A 19,370-nucleotide genomic window follows, 5' to 3' on the forward strand; every position below is an offset into this window, starting at 1 on the left:
TTTTCATGAAACGCAAAGACAAAATTGCCGTCTCCGTTATCGCCGTGTTCGCCGTCGGCGTGCTGGTGTACCTGGTGGCGCCCGGTGTGTTGGGCAGCAAGCGCCAGACCACCAACGATGCCTTCGTCGCCGCCGACTTCACCCTGGTCGCGCCGCGCGTGGCCGGTTTTATCAAGGAAGTGCTGGTGGAAGACAACCAGCGCGTCAAGGCCGGCCAACTGCTGGCGCTGATCGACGACCGTGATTTTCGCGCCGCCGCCCAAGCGGCCGATGCCGACACCCTGGTCGCCCAGGCCCAGCTGAAAAACGCCAGCGCGACCCTGGAGCGCCAAAGCTCGGTGATCGCCCAGGCCCAGGCCACCGTGGCGGCAGACCGCGCTGAAGTGGCCTTCGCTGAGCACGAACTGAATCGCTACAACCATCTGGCCGGCGTCGGCGCAGGCACCGTGCAAAACGCTCAGCAAGCCAAGACCCGTATCGACCAGGCCACCGCACGCCTGGCCAATGCCACGGCGGTGCTGGCGGCCGAGCGCAAGCAGGTGGAAATCCTCACGGCTCAGCGCGATGCCGCCGAAGGTGGGCTCAAGCGCGCCCAGGCGGCGCTGGAAATGGCCAGTTATCAGCTGTCCTACACGCGCATCGTCGCGCCGGTGGATGGCATGGTCGGTGAGCGTGCGGTGCGGGTCGGCGCCTATGTGACGCCGGGCAGCAAGATCCTCGCGGTGGTGCCGCTGGCCGAGGCCTACGTGGTGGCCAACTTCCAGGAAACCCAGCTCTCGCATATGCACGCCGGTCAGGCCGTGCAGGTGCGCGTCGACAGTCTCGACGGCGAGTTGCTCAACGGCCACCTGGAAAGCCTTGCGCCGGCGACCGGGGTGACCTTCGCTTCGGTCAAGCCGGACAACGCCACCGGCAACTTCACCAAGGTGGTGCAGCGCATTCCGGTGAAGATCGTGCTCGAGCCCAACCAGGCCCACACCGAGCGCCTGCGCGTGGGGATGTCCGTGAAAGCGAGTGTCGACACCCGGCCTGTCGCACAGCGACGTGAGGTGGCCCAGCAATGAGACACCTTGCCTGGCTCACCGTGAGCCTGATCAGCCTGAGCGCGTGCACCGTCGGCCCGGATTTCCAGCGGCCCCAGAGCCCGCAGGTGACGCAATGGGCCGAGCCGCAGGGCCGTCAGGCCGCCAGTCGCGCGGTCAGCGACCCACTGCAGGAGCGCTGGTGGGATGTGTTCCACGACGCGCAACTGTCGGCACTCACACGCCGTGCGCTGACCGATAACCTCGACTTGAAGCTCGCCAGCAGCCGCCTGCAACAAAGCCGCGCGGTGCGCCAGGTGACCACCGCCGAGCGCTATCCCAACGTCAACGCCACCGGCGATTACCTGCGCCAGCGCAACAGCGGCAAAGGCTTGAGCGACCCGTCCGGCGAAAATGGCCGGTCGGCCTTCAACCAGTGGGACATGGGGTTCACCGCGTCGTGGGAGCTGGATTTCTGGGGCCGCGTCAAACGCGAAACCGAAGCCGCCGACGCCACCCTGCAAGTGGCCGAAAACGACCGCCGCGCCGTGCTGTTGTCGGTGCTCGCCGAGACTGCCCAGGACTACATTCAACTGCGCGGCGTGCAGAATACCCGCGCCGTCACCGAGCAAAACCTCGACGTCGCGCGCCACAGCCTCAAGCTGTCGCAACTGCGCCTGGCCGACGGCGTGGCCACCGACCTGGACGTGGCCGAAGCCGCCGCCCAGGTCGCCGCCATCGAAGCGCGCCTGCCGGATCTGCAGCAACGCCAGGACCAATTGATCAACGCCCTGAGCCTGTTGATGGGCGAACCGCCCCAGGCCTTGCACGCGCAACTGTCCAAGGACGCTGGCGTGCCGCAGACCCAGCGCCAGGTCGCCATCGGCCTGCCGTCGGAGCTGGCCGAGCGTCGTCCGGATATCCGCCAGGCCGAGGCGCGCCTGCACGCCGCCACCGCCAGTATTGGCGTGGCCAAGGGCGATTTTTACCCGCGCATCACCTTGTCCGGCAGCCTCGGCTCGCAGGCCATGCAGCTGTCGGATTTTGGCTCGTGGGGCTCGCGCGCGTTTGCCTTCGGCCCGCAATTGAGCCTGCCGTTGTTCAACGGCGGGCGCCTGCAGGGCATGCTGGACCTGCGCGAAGCCCAGCAGCAGGAAGCGGCCCTCGCGTACCAGCAGACGGTGCTGCGCGCCTGGCATGAAATCGACGACCAACTGACCCGCTACAACGCCAGCCAACTGCGCCGCGACAGCCTCGCCGAAGCGGTGCGCCAGAACCAGATCGCCCTGAGCACGGCACAACAGCAGTACGTCGAAGGCGTGGTGGATTTCGTCAACGTACTCACCGTCCAGAGCGCGCTGCTGGCGACTCAGGAGCAGTGGGTGGAGAGTTCTACCGGGGTGTCGCTGGCCATGGTCGGCTTGTACAAAGCGTTGGGCGGCGGCTGGGAATCGGTGTATCCGCTGCAAACTGCCGGGCGCTAGACCGCAAAGAGTTTTTGCCAGCCGCGAAACAAGGTGTAATGATAATTGCTCTCAATCGTGTATCTGAGCTTTTCATGGACACCGCGACCAACGGCCAGCAACAGCTTCACCTCCTGTACCGCGATCATCACGGCTGGCTGCAAGGCTGGCTGCGCAAGCGCCTGGGCGATCGTGAACATGCCGCTGACGTGGCGCAGGACACCTTCCTGCGCCTGCTGGTCTCCGGGCGCTTCCCCGGTGACAAGGAAAGCCGCAGCTACCTGGCACAGATCGCGCGCAACCTGGTGATCGACCAATGGCGTCGCCTGCGCATCGAGCGCGCCTACCTGGAAAGCATTGCGCACTTGCCTGAGCCTGAGTCGCCGTCGCTGGAGACCCGCGCGCTGATCCTCGAAACGCTGATGCAGATCGACGCCATGCTCGACCGCATGCCCGATAATGTGCGCCGTGCATTCCTGCTGTCGCAGTTCGAAGGCTTGAGCTATGCGCAGATCGCCGAGCGCCTGGGCGTGACCGTCAGCTCGGTGCAGAAGTACATGACCCGCGCCATCGTCGCCTGCTACCAGGTGGCGTACGCAGAATGAGGCATGACGCGCCCATCGCCCCGGCCATTGTCGAGCAGGCCAGCGAATGGCTGATGCTGCAGTGGGGCGGTGAGCTGCAGGGCCAGCAGCACGAAGCGTTTGCCCAGTGGCAGGCAGCCGATCCGGAGCATCGCCGCGCCTGGCAACGCTTGCAGCACCTGCAGCAAACCCTCGGCGGCGTGCCGGTCGACAGCGCCCGAGCGGTGTTGCGCGACACCCCGGACACCCAGCGCCGCGCCGCGCTCAAGCTGCTCGGCCTGCTGCTGGTGGCCGGCGGCAGCGGCTACCTGGTGCAACGCAGCGAACCCTGGCAGGCCACCTTCGCCGACTACCGCACCCCCACCGGCGAGATTCGCCACGTTACCCTCAGCGACGGCACGCGCCTGGACCTGAACAGCGACAGCGCGGTGGACCTGCGTTTCAGCGCCAGCGAGCGGCGCATTCGCTTGATCCGTGGCGAGGTCCTGCTGACCAGCGGCCACGACCCGGTGCGCCCGCTGATCGTCGAAACGCCTGCCGGTGATGTGCAGGCGCTGGGCACTCGTTTCGCCGTGCGTGAACTGCCCGAGGGGAGCCGCGTCGACCTGTACGAAGGCCGCGTGCGAGTGACCCCGCGACATGGCCCGGCGGTGCAGATGAATGCCGGCGACAGCCTGTGGTTCGATGCGCGGCACAGTTCAGCGCTGCCGCCAGTGAGCGCCGCAGCCAGCAGTTGGACCGAGCATCGGCTGATCGCCGAGCGCCAGCCGTTGGGCGAGTTCGTCGCGCAACTGAGCCGTTACCGCCCCGGCCTGTTGCGTTGTGACCAGGCGGTGTCGGGCCTGCTGCTCACTGGTGTCTTCCCCCTGAACGATACCGACGCAATCCTCGCGGCCCTGGAGCGTTCGCTGCCGGTGCAGGTACAGTCGGTGACGCGCTACTGGGTGACCATCAAGGCGCGGGCCTGATTATTTTTTCTTCAGCTCTTGTCGGTTTGCGCGATCCGTTCGGGATACCTCTTGAAAGCCAATCAAGAAGCGTTCTCACGGGGAGTCCTGCAATGCCGCACCACCCAATCCAACCCTTGGCCCGCGCCCTGCGCCGTGGCTTGTTTGTCAGCCTGCTGGCGACGGTGCCGATGCTGCCGATCCAGGTTCACGCCGAAGACACCACTGAGGCAATGCGCGCCTACAACATCCCGGCGGGCAGTCTCGATCAGGCCTTGAACCATTTCGCGAGTGCCTCGGGCATTTTGTTATCGGTCGACGCCACATTGACCGAGGGCAAACGCAGTGGCGGCCTGCAGGGGCGTTACGGCGTCGGGTCGGGCCTGGAGCGGTTGCTCGCGGGCAGCGGCCTGGTGGCGGTGCAGGCCCAGGGCGGGTGGTCGTTGCAGGCGATTTCCGGTGGCGGGCCGTTGCAGCTCGGTGCCACCCAGATCAGCGGCCAGCAGGCCCAGGAAAGCGCCTGGGGACCGGTGGACGGTATCGTCGCCACGCGCAGCGCGTCCGGCAGCAAGACTGATTCGGCACTGGTGGAAATTCCCCAGACCATCAACGTGATCACCGCCGCCGAGATCAAGGCGCGCGGGGCCCAGAGTGTCACCCAGGCGTTGCTCTACACCCCAGGCATGACCGCCGGCGGCTTTGCTGACCGGGTCAAGTTGTTCGACGAGCCGACCTCGCGCGGCTTCACGCCAACGCCCTTGTACCTCGACGGTTTGCACCTGCCCTACGGCGGCGGCAGCACGGGTGGCGCGTTGCAGATCGAGCCCTACTCCCTGGAGCGCATCGAAGTGCTCAAGGGCCCGGCCTCGGTGCTGTATGGGCAGAACCAGCCTGGCGGTATCGTTAACATGGTCAGCAAGCGCCCCAGCGAAACCCCGGTGCACCAGGTGGTGCTGCAAGCCGGCACCTATGAGCACAAGAGCGCGGCCATCGACCTCAGCGGCCCGCTGGATGAGCAGGGGCAATTCCTCTACCGCCTCACCGGCCTGGCCAACGACGCGCAGGACGAGATCAATTACGTCGAAAACAAGCGCCAGTTCATCGCGCCCAGCCTCACCTGGCAGCCCAGCGACGACACCCGCGTGACGCTGTTCGCCCAGTATCAGAAAGACAAAGGCGTGCCCGAAGCCCAAGGCCTGCCGGCGTCCGGCACCTTGTGGGCGAACCCCAATGGCAAGATCAAGCGCGACCTGTTCCTCGGCGAGCCGGGCGTCAACCAGTACAACCGCGAGCAGTACGCGCTGGGCTACGAGATTTCCCATCGCCTCAACGAGACCTGGACCCTCAAGCAAAACGCGCGCTACGCCGAGGTGGATGACCGCTACACCGCGCCGTTGCACGGCTACCGTTTCGTCGCCAACCCGGCCACCGGCGTGCAGGACCAACGCTACCTGCAACGCTTCGGCGTGGACTGGGCGCAGAACAACAAAGTGTTTGGCGTGGACAGCATTGCCCAGGCCGAATTCGACACGGGCGCGTTGGCCCACACCCTGATCATCGGCCTGGATTACTACCACTCCGGCTCCCTGTTCCATGGCCGGTATGACCGCAATCCGCCGGTGATCGACCTGTTCAAGCCGGTCTACGGCCAACGCCTGGATTTCGGCCAGCCGTATCGTTGGGACCGCACCCTGAGCCAGACCGGGCTGTACGTGCAGGACCAGATCAAACTGGATAAGTGGGCCGTGGTGCTCGGCGGTCGCTATGACTGGGCCAGCGTGGTGAACAAGGAGCCGCTGCAAGGCACGCGTTTTGCCAGCAAGGACGAAGCCTTCACCGGCCGCGCGGGCCTGGTGTATCTGTTCGATAACGGCTTGGCGCCTTTTGTCAGCTACTCGGAGTCGTTCCTGCCGCTGACCGGTACCGACGCCCAGCGCAAACCGTTCGACCCCTCCACCGGCAAGCAATATGAAGTCGGCATGAAGTACCAGCCGCCGGGCCAGAAGAGTTTTGTGCAGGTGTCGGTGTATCAGCTGGACCAGGAAAACGTGATCACCACCAACCCCACCGAGACCTTCAGCACCCAGAGCGGCGCCATGCGCTCGCGCGGTGTGGAGCTGGAAGCCAAGGCGGCCCTCAGCGATGCCTGGGAAGTCATCGCCTCGGCCTCGCGCAACGACATCAAGTACACCAAGGATGAAGAAGGCCGTGAAGGCCGCCATCCTGCCGGGATCTCGCCGCTCACTGCCTCGATGTGGGTCAACTACACCGTGCTGGGCGATACGCCGCTGGCCGGCGTCGGCGCCGGACTGGGCGTTCGCTATGCGCGCCAAAGCCTGGGCGACTACTTCGAGGGCGCGTTCAGCGTGCCGTCGTACAGCGTCTACGACGCGAGCCTGAGTTACGACCTGGGCGCCTCACCGCTCAAGCTCAAGGGCGTGAAACTGGCGATGAACGTGCAGAACCTCACCAACAAGACGTATGTGTCGCAGTGCACCAGCGACCTGGATTGCTACTACGGAGCAGGGCGCACGGTGGTCTCAAGCCTGACGTATGACTGGTGACCCCCTGAACCTTTAGGAGCCCGGCTTGCCGGCGATAAGGTCTGAAAGCACCTCAGCTCTTCAGGCCGTCATCGCCGGCAAGCCGGGCTCCTACAGTTTTGTGCCTTTCACGGGTTCCGTAGAAACACCACATACCCTCTGAACCACTCACTCCCCTGCAAATACCCAGGCTCATCCCACTCCCCACCCTGGATCAGCCCGATCTTGAACGGCAGCCCCAGCCGATTCATTCGGGGCAGGTATGCCGCGTAGTCCGGGATGCTCTGGCGCCCTTGATAGGTCTGCACCACGACCTCGTCCACCACGCCCTTGAGCTGGGCGATCGCGGCGGGGTCGGCGTTGCTGCTCCAGTCCATCAGGCCGGTGATGCTCAGGCGCAGGTCGGCCGGCAGGCGTTGGCGCAGGTCGCGCAGGAAGTCGGCGTATTCGTGCAGGTATTGGGTGCGGGCGTCGAAGTCGATCTGGATGCCGACCACCGGGTTGCCCGCGTCGCGCCAACGTTGCACCTGGCCCAGCAGTTGGGTGTAGACGCGCTCCGGCCAGTGCAGGGTATGGGCGCGATACACCACCCAGACTTCACCGCGGCTCAGGCGCGGCACGCTGATGCCCTGGGCGATCAGTTGCACACCGCGCTGCGGGGCGCGGCGTGTAGCGTTGATCTGGCCCTGGAGGATGTACAGGGTCTTGGCCTGCTTGAGCACCGGCTGCGGTGCGACGCCGCTCCACAGCCAGAAGGCGTCGTAGTCACCCGCGTCGACGGCGCCGAAGGCCGGGCTTGCCAGCAACAGCAAGCCGAGCCACAGGTGCTTCACCAGTAGTACTGCAGCGACTTGCCCCACTGGGTGTCGGCAAATCCGCTCTTGAGCTGGCGGAACCAGGCCTTGCGCACGGCCGGCTCGACGTCCTGGCCGCCGCAGCTGTTGTAGCCGGCGGGCGCGTAGCAGTTGATGGCGCGGAACAGTGCATAGGCCTTGTCATTCTTCGGCGCCTTGGGATTGCCGATGACGAGCTTGTAACCGTCCAGTCGCGAGAAGGTTTCACCCTTGAAGTCCGATGCAGTGCTGCCCAGGCTACCGGCGGCGCGCGCTTGCTCAAGCGGCATGCCGTCGAGGCCGTTACGCAGGATGAACTCACCGAAGCAGTTCAGGCCCTGAGGGTTTTTCGCGTCGGCTTGAAGCATCCCGGCGGTGTGCAAAATGCTCGGGCAGGCATAGCCGGATTCGGCTTTGTCGCCGTTCCATTGGAACAGTTTCAAGCTCTGGCTGGCGCTGTAGACGTAGCCCAGGCTGGTGCCCAGTTTGTCTTCCGGCGCCTGGGCGGGCAGTTGCTTGAAGTCCTCGGCGAAGGTCGCGAACTGGCCGTGCAGCAGGTCTTTGTAGAGCAGCACGAATTGCGCGGTCTGGCGCTCCAGCGGGTCGCTGGCCTGGGCAATTTGCTGACGCAGCAACTCAGGCCCGGCGACGTTGCGCAGCAGGATGTAGCGCACCTGCTTGGCGCTGATCGGCGAGTCGGCCGCAAACACCTTGGCCAACTGGCCGCTGCGCTCGTAGTTCATGGCCAGGGCCAGTTCCAGCTGATCGCGTTGCAGTGGTTGCTTGGCCAGCGGCAGCAGTTGCAGCCAGAGCGCCTCGGCGCCTTTCCAGTCTTGCTGGGCTTCCAGCGCCAGGGCGCGCAGGGTCTGCTGGCTGAAGGCAAAGTAATCCAGGTTTGACGGCACGTCCCGGGGCAGGTGCTTCAAGGCATTTTCGGGTTGATGTTCCACGTACAAGGCGTACACCGCCTGCAGGTAGTCGAACAGGGCCGGCTCGTTGGCAAATGTGGCTTTCTGCTTGTCGAGATCTTCGCGGCTCAAGCGCGGCGGGTTTTGGGTGCGCATCAGCATCAGGTCCCTGACCGCCTGCAGCATCGGGTCGCCGAGGCGACTGCTGCCTATCAGCAACTTGAGGTCGGCTTCCTCCACCAGTTCGTCCACCGACACATTGCGCTGGGCGTCGCTGGCGTCGGTGAGTTGCCAGGCAAAGTCGGCGGCGAGCTTGTCGTCATCGTTCGCCAGCCAATGCACCCGGCGCAGCAGGCCATGGGCAGAGGCCACATAAGCGCCCTGTGGATAAGTTTTCAGGTAGCCGAGAAAGCCCGCTTCGGCATCGCCCAGCGCGGACTTATCCACATGGTCGAGCTGCGGCATGTCGTATTGGTCGAACGCCTCGGCCTGCGCCTGATTGAGCGACGCGCGCGCGGTCATGTACAGCGCGGTTTCCTTGAGCCATGGCAGCTCGCTGCTGCTGGCGGCGGCAAAGCCCCGTTCGGCATCGCTGAAGCGTCCGCTGTAGAAGTCGGCGGCGGCCTGCAGGTAAGTGCGCAGCAGCTGTGCATTGGGTGACGAGGTTTGCTGCGCGTCCAGCACCTGGCCCTCCCAGGTGCAGGTGCCGAGCAACTGCAGGCGCGCCTTGATCAGCAGGTCGCGCTCGGCCGGCGGCATGTCGGCCTTGATCACCTGGCGGATAAACGCGGTGGCGCTGTCCTCGTTGTTGCTGCGGCAACGGCTGCCTTCGCCGTTGAGGAAGGCGTCACCGGCGGGCGTGACGTCGCCGCGCGGGATGCCCAGGGGTTGCAGCAACGTCTCGAGTTCGGCTGTACGCGAGTTGCCCGGCGAGTTGTCGGACGCTTCGTTCGCAGCGGGAACCGGTACGAGGCGGTATGCCGGGAACGGCACCGGGCCGAATCCCTGGGAGAGGTCGTCCTCGCTCAAGGCATTCGGCGCCAGGGGCGCGGCCTTTTTGTCGGCCAGCAGCAAGCGCAGGTTCACGCGACTGTCGTTGCCGGGGCTGAGAAAGGGCTGGTTGCTGCACGCATCGAGGCTGTCATGCGAGACCCGCCAGTCGGGGTAGCACGAGTCGTCGGAGCTGGCGAGTGCCGGCTGGGAAATACCGGCGAGCAGTGCCAGTGCCAGGGGTGACAGAAAACCGATGCGCATGACGTGTCCTTGATCCTGAGTCCTTGGAGGGCGCCAATAATAGCCTGTTCCTGCGGGTGCTTCGGTGAAGCCCTACACAAATTGCTGATTTGTCCGATTCCAGAAGCGAACCGGGGGCTTTTGTCCTAGAGTGGCGGTGTTCGCACTGAGGCAATCAGGGCAGTAGTAGGGAAATCGAGGTGCGTCGGTCTGTGGTAGAGCAAAACGAAAAGGTCGGGACGTTGCCCGCATTCAATCGACTCACGTGGGAAGGTGCCGGTTGGCTCAGCCGATTGTGGTGGGTGCCAATCCTGGCCCTGGCCGTGGGCCTGCGTTTTTATGGCCTGACCTCGGCGGCGATCTGGGGCGATGAAGGTTCCAGCCTGCTGCTCAGCGAGTACGCGGCGGCCGACCTGTGGTTTCACGCGGCCCACGATGTGCACCCGCCGCTGTACTTTTTCCTGCTGCGCGGCTGGATCGAACTGTTCGGTGACAGCATCCTGTCGATTCGCGGCATGAGTGCGATCCCCGGCGTGATCGCCGTGGGCCTGGGGATCTGGCTGACGCGGCAACTGTCCACCCGGCGTGCTGCGGTGCTGGCGGGGATCCTGCTGGCGCTGCTGCCCACGGCAGTGCGCTACAGCCAGGAAGTGCGCATGTATTCGTTGCTGGGTGTGTGGCTGCTGGCTGCCACGCTGGCGCTGGTGTACTGGGTGCGTCACCCCGAGCGCACGCGTTACCTGGCGGTGTATGTGCTGTTGATGACTGCCGGTTTTTACACCCATTACTTCACCGCACTGTGCGTGTTGGTGCATTGGGCCTACCTCGGTGTGCTGTGGCGCACGCAACCGCGCGGCCAGCGCCTGCTCGCGCGCCCGGCATGGTGGGTGACCAACGCCGTGATTGTGTTGCTGTACCTGCCGTGGTTGCCGAACCTGTGGGATTTGGTCCAGCACGTCGACCAGCTCAAAGTCGGCGGTGATATTGGCTGGGAAGACCCGGTCAATCTGTTCTCCCTGCCGTCGATGATCTGGCAGTTCGTGCTGCAGGATGAAGGCGGCGGTTTCTGGCCCCTGCTGTTCTGGCTGTACCCGCTGCTGCTGGTTGCCGTGGTGGTGATCACCGCCGTGCATGACCGTGAACGCTACCGCCCGGCCTGCCTGCTGGCGCTGTTTGTGCTGCTGCCGCTGTTGCTGGTGTATGGGGTGTCGTTCATCTCCCCGGTGTTTATCGAGCGCTATCTCACCGCCTATGCCCTGGCCTTGCCGATGCTCGTGGCGTTGGCCATCGACCGCCTGCCCGCGCGTTTTTCACTGCTGGGGGCGGCGCTGTTCGTGCTGTTTGTCGGCGTGGAATTGGTGGGTCTCAAAAACAACTTCACGGTGGATGAGCACGACCAATTCAACGTGCCGGTGGAGTTCGTCAACCGCAACTACCAGGAAGGTGACCGCATCGTCCTCAGCGACATGATGTGGTACCTCAGCTACGTGTATTACGACCAGACCGACGCGCAATTGCAGCTCTACACCCCGCCCAAGCCCGACGGTACGCCCACCCGGCCGAACGCCTACGGCTTCGGCACCCTGGTGGACCAGGACGGCGGGCGCATCTACCTCGACCGTCTATCGGCGCTGCCTGTCGAAAGCCGTCGCGTGTGGCTGATCAGCAGCAACGAGGCGCCGGATGATTTCGCCCCGCTGCCCGAGGGTTGGCGCGAGCTGAGTCGTCAGGACGGCGGCGGCGCGAGGGCGCGTCTGTTTGTGTTGTGCAACGTGCCGTCGGCGCAACCCGAGGGCTGCCGCTAGACTCGGTTAAACCCCTTCCAGCAGGAGCCCATCATGGAATCGCCCGTGCACAGCTTGCCGTCACTGTTCAAACAACTGGGGTTGCCGGATGACCCGGTGAGTATCGAGCAGTTTGTGGCGGTGCATTCGCCGCTCAAGCCGAATTTGAACCTGGCGGAGGCGTTTTTCTGGTCAGAGAGTCAGCGCGCGTTTCTGCGCGAGGAGATTCTGGAGGATGCGGATTGGGCTGAAGTGGTGGATGAGTTGAACCTGATGTTGCGCGGTGGTCGAGGGGGCTAGGCGCCCTGTGCCTCAGTCGCTTTGAATCCATCACTGATCTGCACGTGGGAGCAAGCCCTCTCCCACAGAAGTGCTGCCAAGTAGCATTCCCCGCTGAAAATCCAGCGCCCGCGTCGAATCCCGCTTTACTTACCCCTGCGTGTCCACCACCCATCCGGCAAATTGTTTCAAAACTTGACGGCTCTGGATCCATCCACCATATTGATAGTTAGCAAACTAACTGTATGCGAATTATTCAGTGTCCCAGACCCTCGAACAACTCCAGATGAACCTCAGCAGCAGCATGGTGGTGGGCGCCCGCAACTGGCGCAAAATCTGCCAGACCACGCTGGTGAGCTATGGCATTTCCGAAGCCTGCGCCGTGCCGTTGTTGATGATCGGCCGCTTGGGCGACGGTGTGCATCAGGTCAAGGTGGCCCAGGCCTCCGGTATGGAAAGCCCGTCGCTGGTGCGCCTGCTCGACCAGTTGTGCAGCGGCGGCTACGTGTGCCGCACCGAAGATGTCCACGACCGCCGGGCCAAGGCCTTGAGCCTCACCGAGCGTGGGCGCGAGCTGGTGCAAGCGGTTGAAGAACAACTGGTGCGCCTGCGCAAGGACGTGCTGGCGGACATCGCTGCGAACGACCTGGAAGCGGCCCTGCGGGTATTGCGTGCCTTTGAGGCGGCGACACTTTGAACGGATTTTTTACCGGTTTTCCACCGGCCCGCGACTGGTTCTACGGCGTGCGCACCTTTGCGGCGTCGATGATCGCCCTGTATATCGCCATGCTCATGCAGATGCCGCGCCCGTATTGGGCGATGGCCACGGTGTATATCGTCTCCAGCCCGTTTGTCGGGCCCACCAGCTCCAAGGCCCTGTACCGCGCCATCGGCACGTTCATGGGCGCGGCGGCGGCGGTGGTTTTTGTGCCGATGTTCGTGCAGTCGCCCTACGTGCTGGTGGTGGTGATCGCGCTGTGGACCGGGATTCTGCTGTTCCTCTCCATGCACCTGCGCACCGCCAATAACTACGCCTTGATGCTGGCTGGCTACACCTTGCCGCTGATCGCCCTGCCGGTGGTGGATAATCCGCTGGCCGTGTGGGATGTGGCCGAGGCGCGCACGGAAGAAATCTTCCTGGGCATCGCGGTCGCGGCGGTGGTCGGTGCGATGTTCTGGCCGCGTCGCCTGATGCCGGTGTTCGACGGCTCGGTGGCCAAGTGGTTTGCCGACGCGCAGGTCTACAGCCTGCGTTTCCTCAGCCGCAATGTGCAGCCGGAAGAGGTCAGCACCTTGCGTGGCGGCATGGTCGCCACCTTCAACACCCTGGAATTGATGATCGGCCAGTTGCCTCACGAAGGCGCGCGGCCGCAGACGGTGCGCAACACCAAGGAATTGCGCGGGCGCATGATCCACCTGTTGCCGGTGGTAGATGCCCTCGACGATGCCCTGTATGCCCTGGAGCATCGCGCGCCGGAGTTTCTCGAGCGCATCACGCCGATACTGGAAGCCTCCCGGCAATGGCTGGAAAGCACCACGCACGCTGCGCCGCTCGAAGCCTGGCGTGCCCTGCGTGACCAACTCGACGCCCTGCAACCCGAAAGCGAAGCCCTGGACGACCGCCACACGCTGCTGTTTTCCAATGCGCTGTATCGCCTCGGCGAATGGATCGACCTGTGGCAGGACTGCCGCAGCCTGCAAGCCGCCATCCAGTGCGAAAGCCAGGACACCTGGCGCGCGGTCTACCGCCACTGGAGACTGGGCCGGCTCACGCCGTTTCTCGACCGTGGCCTGATGTTCTACTCGGCGTTTTCCACGGTCACCGCGATCATCGTCGCCTCGGTGCTGTGGATCCTGCTCGGCTGGACCGACGGCGGCAGTGCAGTGATCCTGGCGGCGGTGGCCTGCAGCTTTTTCGCCTCGATGGACGACCCGGCGCCGCAGATCTACCGGTTCTTTTTCTGGACTGCCATGTCGGTGCTGTTCGCCAGCCTGTACCTGTTCCTGGTGCTGCCCAACCTGCATGATTTCCCGATGCTGGTACTGGCGTTCGCGGTGCCGTTTATCTGCATCGGCACGCTCACGGTGCAGCCGCGTTTCTACCTCGGCATGCTGCTGACGCTGGTCAATACCTCGTCGTTCATCAGCATCCAGGGCGCCTACGACGCGGACTTCCTCAACTTCGCCAACGTCAACCTGGCCGGGCCCGTGGGCCTGCTGTTCGCGTTCGTGTGGACGCTGATCGCGCGGCCCTTCGGTGCCGAGCTGGCGGCCAAGCGCCTGACCCGTTTCAGCTGGCGCGACATCGTCAGCCTCACCGAGCCTGCGACCCTGGCCGAACACCGGCATATGGCTGTGCAGATGCTCGACCGCCTGATGCAGCACCTGCCGCGCCTGGCCCTGATCAACCAGGACACCGGCACCGCCCTGCGCGATTTGCGCGTGGCGCTCAACCTGCTCGATCTGCTGGCGTACTCGCCGCGCATCTACGGCGTGCCGCGCGTGCTGCTCAACCAGGTGGTGGAAGGCGTGGGCGGTTACTTCAAGGCCTGCCTCAAGGCGGGTGAACGCTTGCCCGCGCCCAGCGGTCTGCTGATGACCCTCGACCGCACCCGGCGCGCGCTCAACGGCCAGGGCCTGCAAGACGAAGACGACACCCGCCTGCACCTGCTGCATGCGCTGGCCGGCCTGCGCCTGTCGCTGCTGCCGGGGGTGGAATTTATTGGTGGCACGGAGATGGAAGCGCCGCTGCCTGATGGAGCGCCTTTATGATCGGTGATCTGGATATCAGCGGGGTGTTCCTGCCCACGCTGCTGGTGCTGATGGGCATTACGTACGTGTTGTTCCTGGTGGTGCACGGGCTGTTGACCCGGGTCCACTTCTATCGCCTGGTCTGGCACCGGGCATTGTTCAATGTGGGGCTCTACGCGCTGTTGCTGGGCGCGGTGGACTCACTCAGTCGATACCTGATGACATGAAAAAACCTTTTTTGACCATCGGCCGTGTAGTCCTCACGTTGTTGATCGTGACGTTTGCGGTTGTCGTTGTGTGGCGCATGGTCATGTACTACATGTTTGCACCCTGGACCCGTGACGGGCACATCCGTGCCGACATCGTGCAGATCGCCCCGGACGTCTCCGGGCTGATCCAGCAGGTAGAGGTGCGCGACAACCAACTGGTGACCAAGGGCCAGGTGCTGTTCGCCGTCGACCAGGACCGCTTCAAGCTGGCCCTGCGCCAAGCCCAGGCCGCCGTGGCCGACCGCCAGGAAACCCTGGCCCAGGCCCAGCGCGAGTACAAGCGTAACCGTGGCCTCGGCAACCTGGTGCCCAGCGAGCAACTGGAAGAAAGCCAATCGCGCGTGGCCCGTGCGCAATCGGCCCTGGCCGAAGCCCAGGTGACGGTGGATTCCGCCCAGCTCAACCTCGACCGCTCGGTGATCCGCAGCCCGGTGGACGGCTACGTCAACGACCGCGCGCCGCGTGCCCAGGAGTTCGTGACGGCCGGGCGCCCGGTGCTCTCGGTGGTCGACAGCAACTCGTTCCATATCGACGGCTACTTCGAGGAGACCAAGCTCGACGGCATCCACGTCGGCATGAGCGTGGACATCCGCGTGATCGGCGACAACGCGCGCCTGCGCGGCCATGTGCAAAGCATCGTCGCCGGTATCGAAGACCGTGACCGCACCAGCGGCTCCAACCTGCTGCCCAACGTCAACCCGGCGTTCAGCTGGGTGCGCCTGGCCCAGCGGATCCCGGTGCGCATTGCCTTTGACGATGTGCCGGCGGACTTTCGCATGATCGCCGGGCGTACGGCGACGGTGTCGATCATCGGTGACAAGGTCAAAGATGGAGACAAACCATGAAGCAGCTCCTGGCAACCGCTGCGTTGGGGTTGTTGCTGTCGGCCTGCCAGGTGGTAGGGCCAGATTACAAGCTGCCGGAAAAGTCCGCCGTCAACCGTGGCGACCTGCAAGGGCAGCTGGCGGGCGAGGGCAACAATGTGGTGTCGGCGCCGGTGCCGGCCGACTGGTGGAAGCTCTACAAGGACCCACGCCTGGATGAGTTGGTGCGCCAGGCCATGGCCTCCAACACTGACCTGCGCGTGGCCGCCGCCAACCTGCAACGCGCGCGTTTCCAGACTCAGGAAGCTGAATCCGCCGGCGGTTGGAGTGCCGGTGCCAAGGCCGAGGCGCAGCGCCTGCAGGAGTCGGGTGAGGCCTATTTGCTGACGGAAAAAGTCCCGGTGGCCAACATCGGCAGCGCCAGCATCAGCACCTCGTACCAGTTCGATCTGTTCGGCACCCTGCAACGCGGTATCGAAAGCGCCCAGGCCAGCGCCGATGCCGCGCAAGCCGCCGCCGATATCGCCCGCATCACCCTGGTGGCCGATGTGGTGCGCTCCTATACCCAGGTCTGCGCGGCCAATGAAGAGCTGGCGATTGCCAACGAATCCCTCGACCTGCAAGGCCAGAGCACTAAGCTGACCCAGCGCCTGCGCGACGCCGGGCGTGGGGATGAAACCCAGGTAACCCGCTCGCAGACCCAATACAAATCCCTGCGTGCCGACATGCCGCGCTACGAAGCCGCGCGCCAGGCCGGGCTGTTCCGCCTGTCGATGCTGCTGGCCAAGCCGCTGGACCAACTGCCGGCCGGCACCGCCACCTGCGCCGAGCTGCCGCACATCGCCCAGTTGTTGCCGGTGGGCGACGGCGCGGCCCTGCTCAAGCGCCGTCCCGACGTGCGCCAGGCCGAGCGTCAACTCGCCGCTGCCACCGCGCGTATCGGCGTCGCGACCGGTGCGCTGTACCCGGACATCAGCATCGGGGCCACGGTGGGCACCGTCGGTATCCTCGACGACCTGGGTACCGCTCCCACCAACCGCTGGGGCTTTGGCCCGTTGATCAGCTGGTCGTTACCCACCAATGGCGCGCGTGCGCGCATCCACGAAGCCGAAGCCGCGACCCAGGGTGCCCTGGCCCACTTCGATGGCGTGGTGCTCAATGCCATCCGCGAGACCCAGACCGGCCTCGCGCAATACACCGCGCAGCTGCAACGGCGCGACGCGCTGGCCGAGGCTGGCGAGTCCGCGCGGGAAGCCGCCGACCAGACCCACCGCTTCTTCCAGGCCGGCCGCGCGTCGTTCCTGGCCGACCTGCAGGCCACCCGCACCTACACCGACGTCCGCGCGCAACTGGCCGCGGCCAACACCCAGGTTGCCATGAGCCAGATCGATCTGTTCCTGGCCCTGGGCGGTGGTTGGGAAAGCGGACGAACGCAAGCGTCACAGGGCAGCAAACCCTGAGCAGGTAGCTATGCTTTGTCAGGTGGATCGCCGTGACGATCCGCCTGACACTGCTCGCGTTTGCTCATGGGGATTCCAATAATGAAAAACCCTTATGCTCCCGCTTTCTGGTGCGTGTGCTTCGCACTGGTGTTGTTATCGGCTGCCTATTTCTACGGCGTCATGCTTGCCCATCAGATCGACAAGGCCATGGTGTTTCTCGACAGCGCGTGCCTGGTGATTGGCACGCTGTCCATCGGCGTCGTGGCGTGGGCCTCCTACCAAAATCAACGCGTGAAGAAAAAGCTCCTCGAACAAGGCAAGACCCGCGTGGCCATCTGGGACACCAAGGTTGCCCTGCGCCGGGTCGAAACCGTGTTCGACCGCTATTTCTGGGGCAGCTACTGGCAGCCTGGGCGCACCTTCCAGGAAGTCATGGGCGACCTCACTGGCACGCCCCTGGAAAAAAGCCTCGAAGTCCTGAAAAAACAATGTGTGGCCCTCGATCAGCAGGTCGCCGAAGGTAGGCATTGGCTGAATAACGCGCGGGAATTGTCCGATGTCGCCACGCAGATGGCCCGCGAGCGCTACCAACTGGACTTCTGCGACCCCAAGACCGACACCCCGGGCAATGCCGTCATACACCGCGAGTTTGAGGTGTTGGTGTACACCTGGACCGCGCGCCTGAAGAGTTTTGACCACCAGCTCGACGAGATCGAATTGGAGTACTCGTGAACCAACTGCACGCCTGACCCCTCTGAAAAGCTGGGCCGTCCGCGGCCGCCAGTGCTAATCTTCCCCCGCTTTCGGCGGGCTTGAGCCAACCCCTTTGGGGTTCAAGGAAGACAGCCCACTTCTCACAGGATTTGATCAGGTCACTTCATGAATAAGCCAGCAGTTGTTCTCTTGGGTTTCGTTGTCGCCGTTGGCGTCGTCAGTGCAGGCGGCGCCTGGTACACCGGTAAGCAGCTGGAGCCCGTGCTGCAAACGGCGGTGCAGGACGCCAACAAGGAACTGCAACGGTCCATGGCCGGCGTCGATGGCAGCGTCGCCCTGGAACTGGTCTCCCTGGACCGTGGCTTGTTCAGCAGCACCGCGCACTACCGCCTCAAGGCGCAAGGCTCGTTCTTCGGCGAGCAGAACCCCAATCCCGAACTGCTGTTTGTCGACCATATCGAACACGGCCCGCTGCCGTTCTCGCGCCTGGTGTCGCTGAAATGGCTGCCGGTCATGGCCACCAGTCACTACGAACTGGAAAAGAACGCCACCACCGAAAAATGGTTCGCCGCCGCCAAGGACGTGTCGCCGCTCAAGGGCGTGGCCAATATCGGCTACAACCGTTCGGTCAGCGGTAACCTCGAACTGCTGCCCCTGGAGTACAAGGACGAAACGTCCTCGGCAAGCTTCTCCGGCGCCAACCTGGACTTCGACAGCACCGCCGAAGGCAAGAAGGTCAAGGCCGATGGCTACATGAACAGCCTCAAGATCGCCGTGATCGATGCCAATGGCACGCCGTTCGACGCCGAGTTTGCCGGCCTGACCGTGGCCAGCAACCTGGAGAAATCCACCTTCGGCTTCTACACCGGGCAGAACACCGTTGAGCTGACCGACAGCAAGCTGACCTTCGGTCCGCAGAAAGCCGTGCTGACTCTCAAGGGCTTCGAGCAGAAAGACACCAGCGAAATCAAAGACAACAGCATGGATGGCCGCGTCGACTACAAGATCGACGAGATCGGCTACCAGGGCAAACCGGTTGGCTCCGCTGCCATGGCCGTGAGCCTGAAGAACATTGACGTGCCGTCGGGCCTGGTGCTGACCAAGCTGTACCAGGACAAGATGCAGCCGGTGCAAGCCGCCGCCGCTGCCGGCCAACCGGTGCCGGAGCTGCAACTGACCGAAGCCGAGCAGACCCTGGCCGAAGCCAACGTCAACCAGTTGCTGGCCGCCAAGCCGCACCTGGCGCTGGAAAACCTGTCGTTGAAAACCACCCACGGCGAAAGCAAGCTCAGCCTGGTCGTGGACCTGGCCAAGCCGGCCTCCATGGAACTGCCGCCGATCGAGCTGGGCAAGCAGATGGTGTCCCTGCTGGACGCCAACCTGACCCTGTCCAAGCCAATGATCGCCGACGTGGCCGCCCTGCAAGCGCAGGTAGGTGGTGTAACCGATCCTAAAGCCATCGAGCAGCAATCCCAGATGGCCAGCGAGATGGTCAGCGGCATGGCGGTCGGCACTCAACTGGCGACCCTGGTCGGCAGCGACGTGGTGTCCAAGCTGCACTACGCCAACAATGAAGTGACCTTCAACGGCCAGAAGATGACCGTTGAGCAGTTCATTGGCTTCGTGATGTCCAAAGTCGGTGCGGTGAGCGGCGCGCAGTAAGAATTTCGCCATCACCCCGAAATAAATAATGGGGGAGCGGGGTTGCCTGCGATAAGGGTCAAACGGTCGGCGCGTAGCCTTGCCGTCACCCCCTTATCGCACGCAACCCCGC

16 protein-coding genes are annotated in these 19,370 nt (G+C 64.3%); 14 read left to right on the forward strand and 2 right to left on the reverse strand.

What is annotated here, in order from left to right:
- Positions 1 to 5: 5 nt before the first annotated feature.
- The 5 genes from QMX97_RS20300 to QMX97_RS20320 all read left to right on the forward strand — a co-directional run bounded on the left by QMX97_RS20300 (position 6) and on the right by QMX97_RS20320 (position 6,580).
- Positions 6 to 1,064, forward strand: a complete 1,059-nt coding sequence (locus QMX97_RS20300; RefSeq protein WP_282397478.1) for an HlyD family secretion protein — start codon at positions 6 to 8, stop codon at positions 1,062 to 1,064.
- The gene (locus QMX97_RS20305) at positions 1,061 to 2,506 is read left to right on the forward strand and encodes an efflux transporter outer membrane subunit (RefSeq protein WP_065899506.1); all 1,446 of its coding nucleotides are present in this window, start codon (positions 1,061 to 1,063) and stop codon (positions 2,504 to 2,506) included. The genes QMX97_RS20300 and QMX97_RS20305 overlap by 4 nt, the downstream gene beginning before the upstream one ends.
- A gap of 74 nt (positions 2,507 to 2,580) precedes the next feature.
- The gene (locus QMX97_RS20310) at positions 2,581 to 3,090 is read left to right on the forward strand and encodes a sigma-70 family RNA polymerase sigma factor (protein WP_065899507.1); all 510 of its coding nucleotides are present in this window, start codon (positions 2,581 to 2,583) and stop codon (positions 3,088 to 3,090) included.
- Positions 3,087 to 4,037 carry a FecR domain-containing protein gene (locus QMX97_RS20315; protein ID WP_065899508.1) on the forward strand — a complete coding sequence of 317 codons (951 nt, stop codon included), beginning with the start codon at positions 3,087 to 3,089 and terminating at the stop codon, positions 4,035 to 4,037. The genes QMX97_RS20310 and QMX97_RS20315 overlap by 4 nt, the downstream gene beginning before the upstream one ends.
- Before the next feature lie 92 nt (positions 4,038 to 4,129).
- Positions 4,130 to 6,580, forward strand: coding sequence for a TonB-dependent siderophore receptor (locus QMX97_RS20320; RefSeq protein ID WP_201143280.1), 2,451 nt, complete (start codon positions 4,130 to 4,132; stop codon positions 6,578 to 6,580).
- A 107-nt stretch (positions 6,581 to 6,687) separates the two neighbouring features.
- On the opposite strand, the gene QMX97_RS20325 is transcribed toward QMX97_RS20320, so the two are convergent.
- Both QMX97_RS20325 and QMX97_RS20330 read right to left on the reverse strand, forming a co-directional pair.
- Positions 6,688 to 7,392, reverse strand: coding sequence for a DUF3142 domain-containing protein (locus QMX97_RS20325; RefSeq protein WP_120447353.1), 705 nt, complete (start codon positions 7,390 to 7,392; stop codon positions 6,688 to 6,690).
- The gene (locus QMX97_RS20330; protein ID WP_282397479.1) at positions 7,389 to 9,554 is read right to left on the reverse strand and encodes an outer membrane assembly lipoprotein YfiO; all 2,166 of its coding nucleotides are present in this window, start codon (positions 9,552 to 9,554) and stop codon (positions 7,389 to 7,391) included. Before QMX97_RS20330 ends, QMX97_RS20325 begins: the two co-directional genes overlap by 4 nt.
- A gap of 179 nt (positions 9,555 to 9,733) precedes the next feature.
- Between QMX97_RS20330 and QMX97_RS20335 the strand changes: the two genes are divergently transcribed.
- The 9 genes from QMX97_RS20335 (at position 9,734) to QMX97_RS20375 (ending at position 19,258) form a co-directional block, all read left to right on the forward strand.
- The gene (locus QMX97_RS20335) at positions 9,734 to 11,338 is read left to right on the forward strand and encodes a glycosyltransferase family 39 protein (protein WP_282397480.1); all 1,605 of its coding nucleotides are present in this window, start codon (positions 9,734 to 9,736) and stop codon (positions 11,336 to 11,338) included.
- 33 nt (positions 11,339 to 11,371) lie between these two features.
- The gene (locus tag QMX97_RS20340; RefSeq protein WP_282397481.1) at positions 11,372 to 11,617 is read left to right on the forward strand and encodes a DUF2789 domain-containing protein; all 246 of its coding nucleotides are present in this window, start codon (positions 11,372 to 11,374) and stop codon (positions 11,615 to 11,617) included.
- A gap of 265 nt (positions 11,618 to 11,882) precedes the next feature.
- Positions 11,883 to 12,293 (forward strand): MarR family transcriptional regulator, encoded by a 411-nt coding sequence (locus QMX97_RS20345; RefSeq protein WP_065899514.1) that lies wholly within the window; start codon positions 11,883 to 11,885, stop codon positions 12,291 to 12,293.
- On the forward strand, positions 12,290 to 14,368 hold the full coding sequence (locus QMX97_RS20350; protein ID WP_282397482.1) for an FUSC family protein: 2,079 nt from the start codon (positions 12,290 to 12,292) through the stop codon (positions 14,366 to 14,368). Before QMX97_RS20345 ends, QMX97_RS20350 begins: the two co-directional genes overlap by 4 nt.
- Positions 14,365 to 14,574: a DUF1656 domain-containing protein gene (locus QMX97_RS20355; RefSeq protein WP_012721577.1), complete on the forward strand. Its 210-nt coding sequence runs from the start codon at positions 14,365 to 14,367 to the stop codon at positions 14,572 to 14,574. The genes QMX97_RS20350 and QMX97_RS20355 overlap by 4 nt, the downstream gene beginning before the upstream one ends.
- Positions 14,571 to 15,461, forward strand: coding sequence for an efflux RND transporter periplasmic adaptor subunit (locus QMX97_RS20360; RefSeq protein WP_065899516.1), 891 nt, complete (start codon positions 14,571 to 14,573; stop codon positions 15,459 to 15,461). Before QMX97_RS20355 ends, QMX97_RS20360 begins: the two co-directional genes overlap by 4 nt.
- Positions 15,458 to 16,900, forward strand: coding sequence for a TolC family protein (locus QMX97_RS20365; protein ID WP_065899517.1), 1,443 nt, complete (start codon positions 15,458 to 15,460; stop codon positions 16,898 to 16,900). Before QMX97_RS20360 ends, QMX97_RS20365 begins: the two co-directional genes overlap by 4 nt.
- A gap of 81 nt (positions 16,901 to 16,981) precedes the next feature.
- Entirely contained in the window at positions 16,982 to 17,614 is a 633-nt protein-coding gene (locus tag QMX97_RS20370) for an NADH:ubiquinone oxidoreductase subunit N (protein ID WP_065899518.1), read from the forward strand.
- 147 nt (positions 17,615 to 17,761) lie between these two features.
- Positions 17,762 to 19,258 (forward strand): YdgA family protein, encoded by a 1,497-nt coding sequence (locus QMX97_RS20375; RefSeq protein WP_065899519.1) that lies wholly within the window; start codon positions 17,762 to 17,764, stop codon positions 19,256 to 19,258.
- Positions 19,259 to 19,370 lie beyond the last annotated feature (112 nt).

It is taken from the genome of Pseudomonas sp. PS01298 (assembly GCF_029959745.1).
Taxonomy (GTDB): Bacteria; Pseudomonadota; Gammaproteobacteria; order Pseudomonadales; family Pseudomonadaceae; genus Aquipseudomonas; species Aquipseudomonas aylmerensis.

Bases quoted from the DNA above. Each gene is read 5' to 3' on its own strand.
- QMX97_RS20315 (WP_065899508.1), top strand. From the start codon at position 3,087: ATGAGGCATGACGCGCCCATCGCCCCGGCCATTGTCGAGCAGGCCAGC.
- QMX97_RS20305 (WP_065899506.1), top strand. From the start codon at position 1,061: ATGAGACACCTTGCCTGGCTCACCGTGAGCCTGATCAGCCTGAGCGCG.
- QMX97_RS20355 (WP_012721577.1), top strand. From the start codon at position 14,365: ATGATCGGTGATCTGGATATCAGCGGGGTGTTCCTGCCCACGCTGCTG.
- QMX97_RS20310 (WP_065899507.1), top strand. From the start codon at position 2,581: ATGGACACCGCGACCAACGGCCAGCAACAGCTTCACCTCCTGTACCGC.
- QMX97_RS20320 (WP_201143280.1), top strand. From the start codon at position 4,130: ATGCCGCACCACCCAATCCAACCCTTGGCCCGCGCCCTGCGCCGTGGC.
- QMX97_RS20365 (WP_065899517.1), top strand. From the start codon at position 15,458: ATGAAGCAGCTCCTGGCAACCGCTGCGTTGGGGTTGTTGCTGTCGGCC.
- QMX97_RS20360 (WP_065899516.1), top strand. From the start codon at position 14,571: ATGAAAAAACCTTTTTTGACCATCGGCCGTGTAGTCCTCACGTTGTTG.
- QMX97_RS20345 (WP_065899514.1), top strand. From the start codon at position 11,883: ATGAACCTCAGCAGCAGCATGGTGGTGGGCGCCCGCAACTGGCGCAAA.
- QMX97_RS20375 (WP_065899519.1), top strand. From the start codon at position 17,762: ATGAATAAGCCAGCAGTTGTTCTCTTGGGTTTCGTTGTCGCCGTTGGC.
- QMX97_RS20340 (WP_282397481.1), top strand. From the start codon at position 11,372: ATGGAATCGCCCGTGCACAGCTTGCCGTCACTGTTCAAACAACTGGGG.
- QMX97_RS20370 (WP_065899518.1), top strand. From the start codon at position 16,982: ATGAAAAACCCTTATGCTCCCGCTTTCTGGTGCGTGTGCTTCGCACTG.
- QMX97_RS20330 (WP_282397479.1), bottom strand. From the start codon at position 9,554: ATGCGCATCGGTTTTCTGTCACCCCTGGCACTGGCACTGCTCGCCGGT.
- QMX97_RS20300 (WP_282397478.1), top strand. From the start codon at position 6: ATGAAACGCAAAGACAAAATTGCCGTCTCCGTTATCGCCGTGTTCGCC.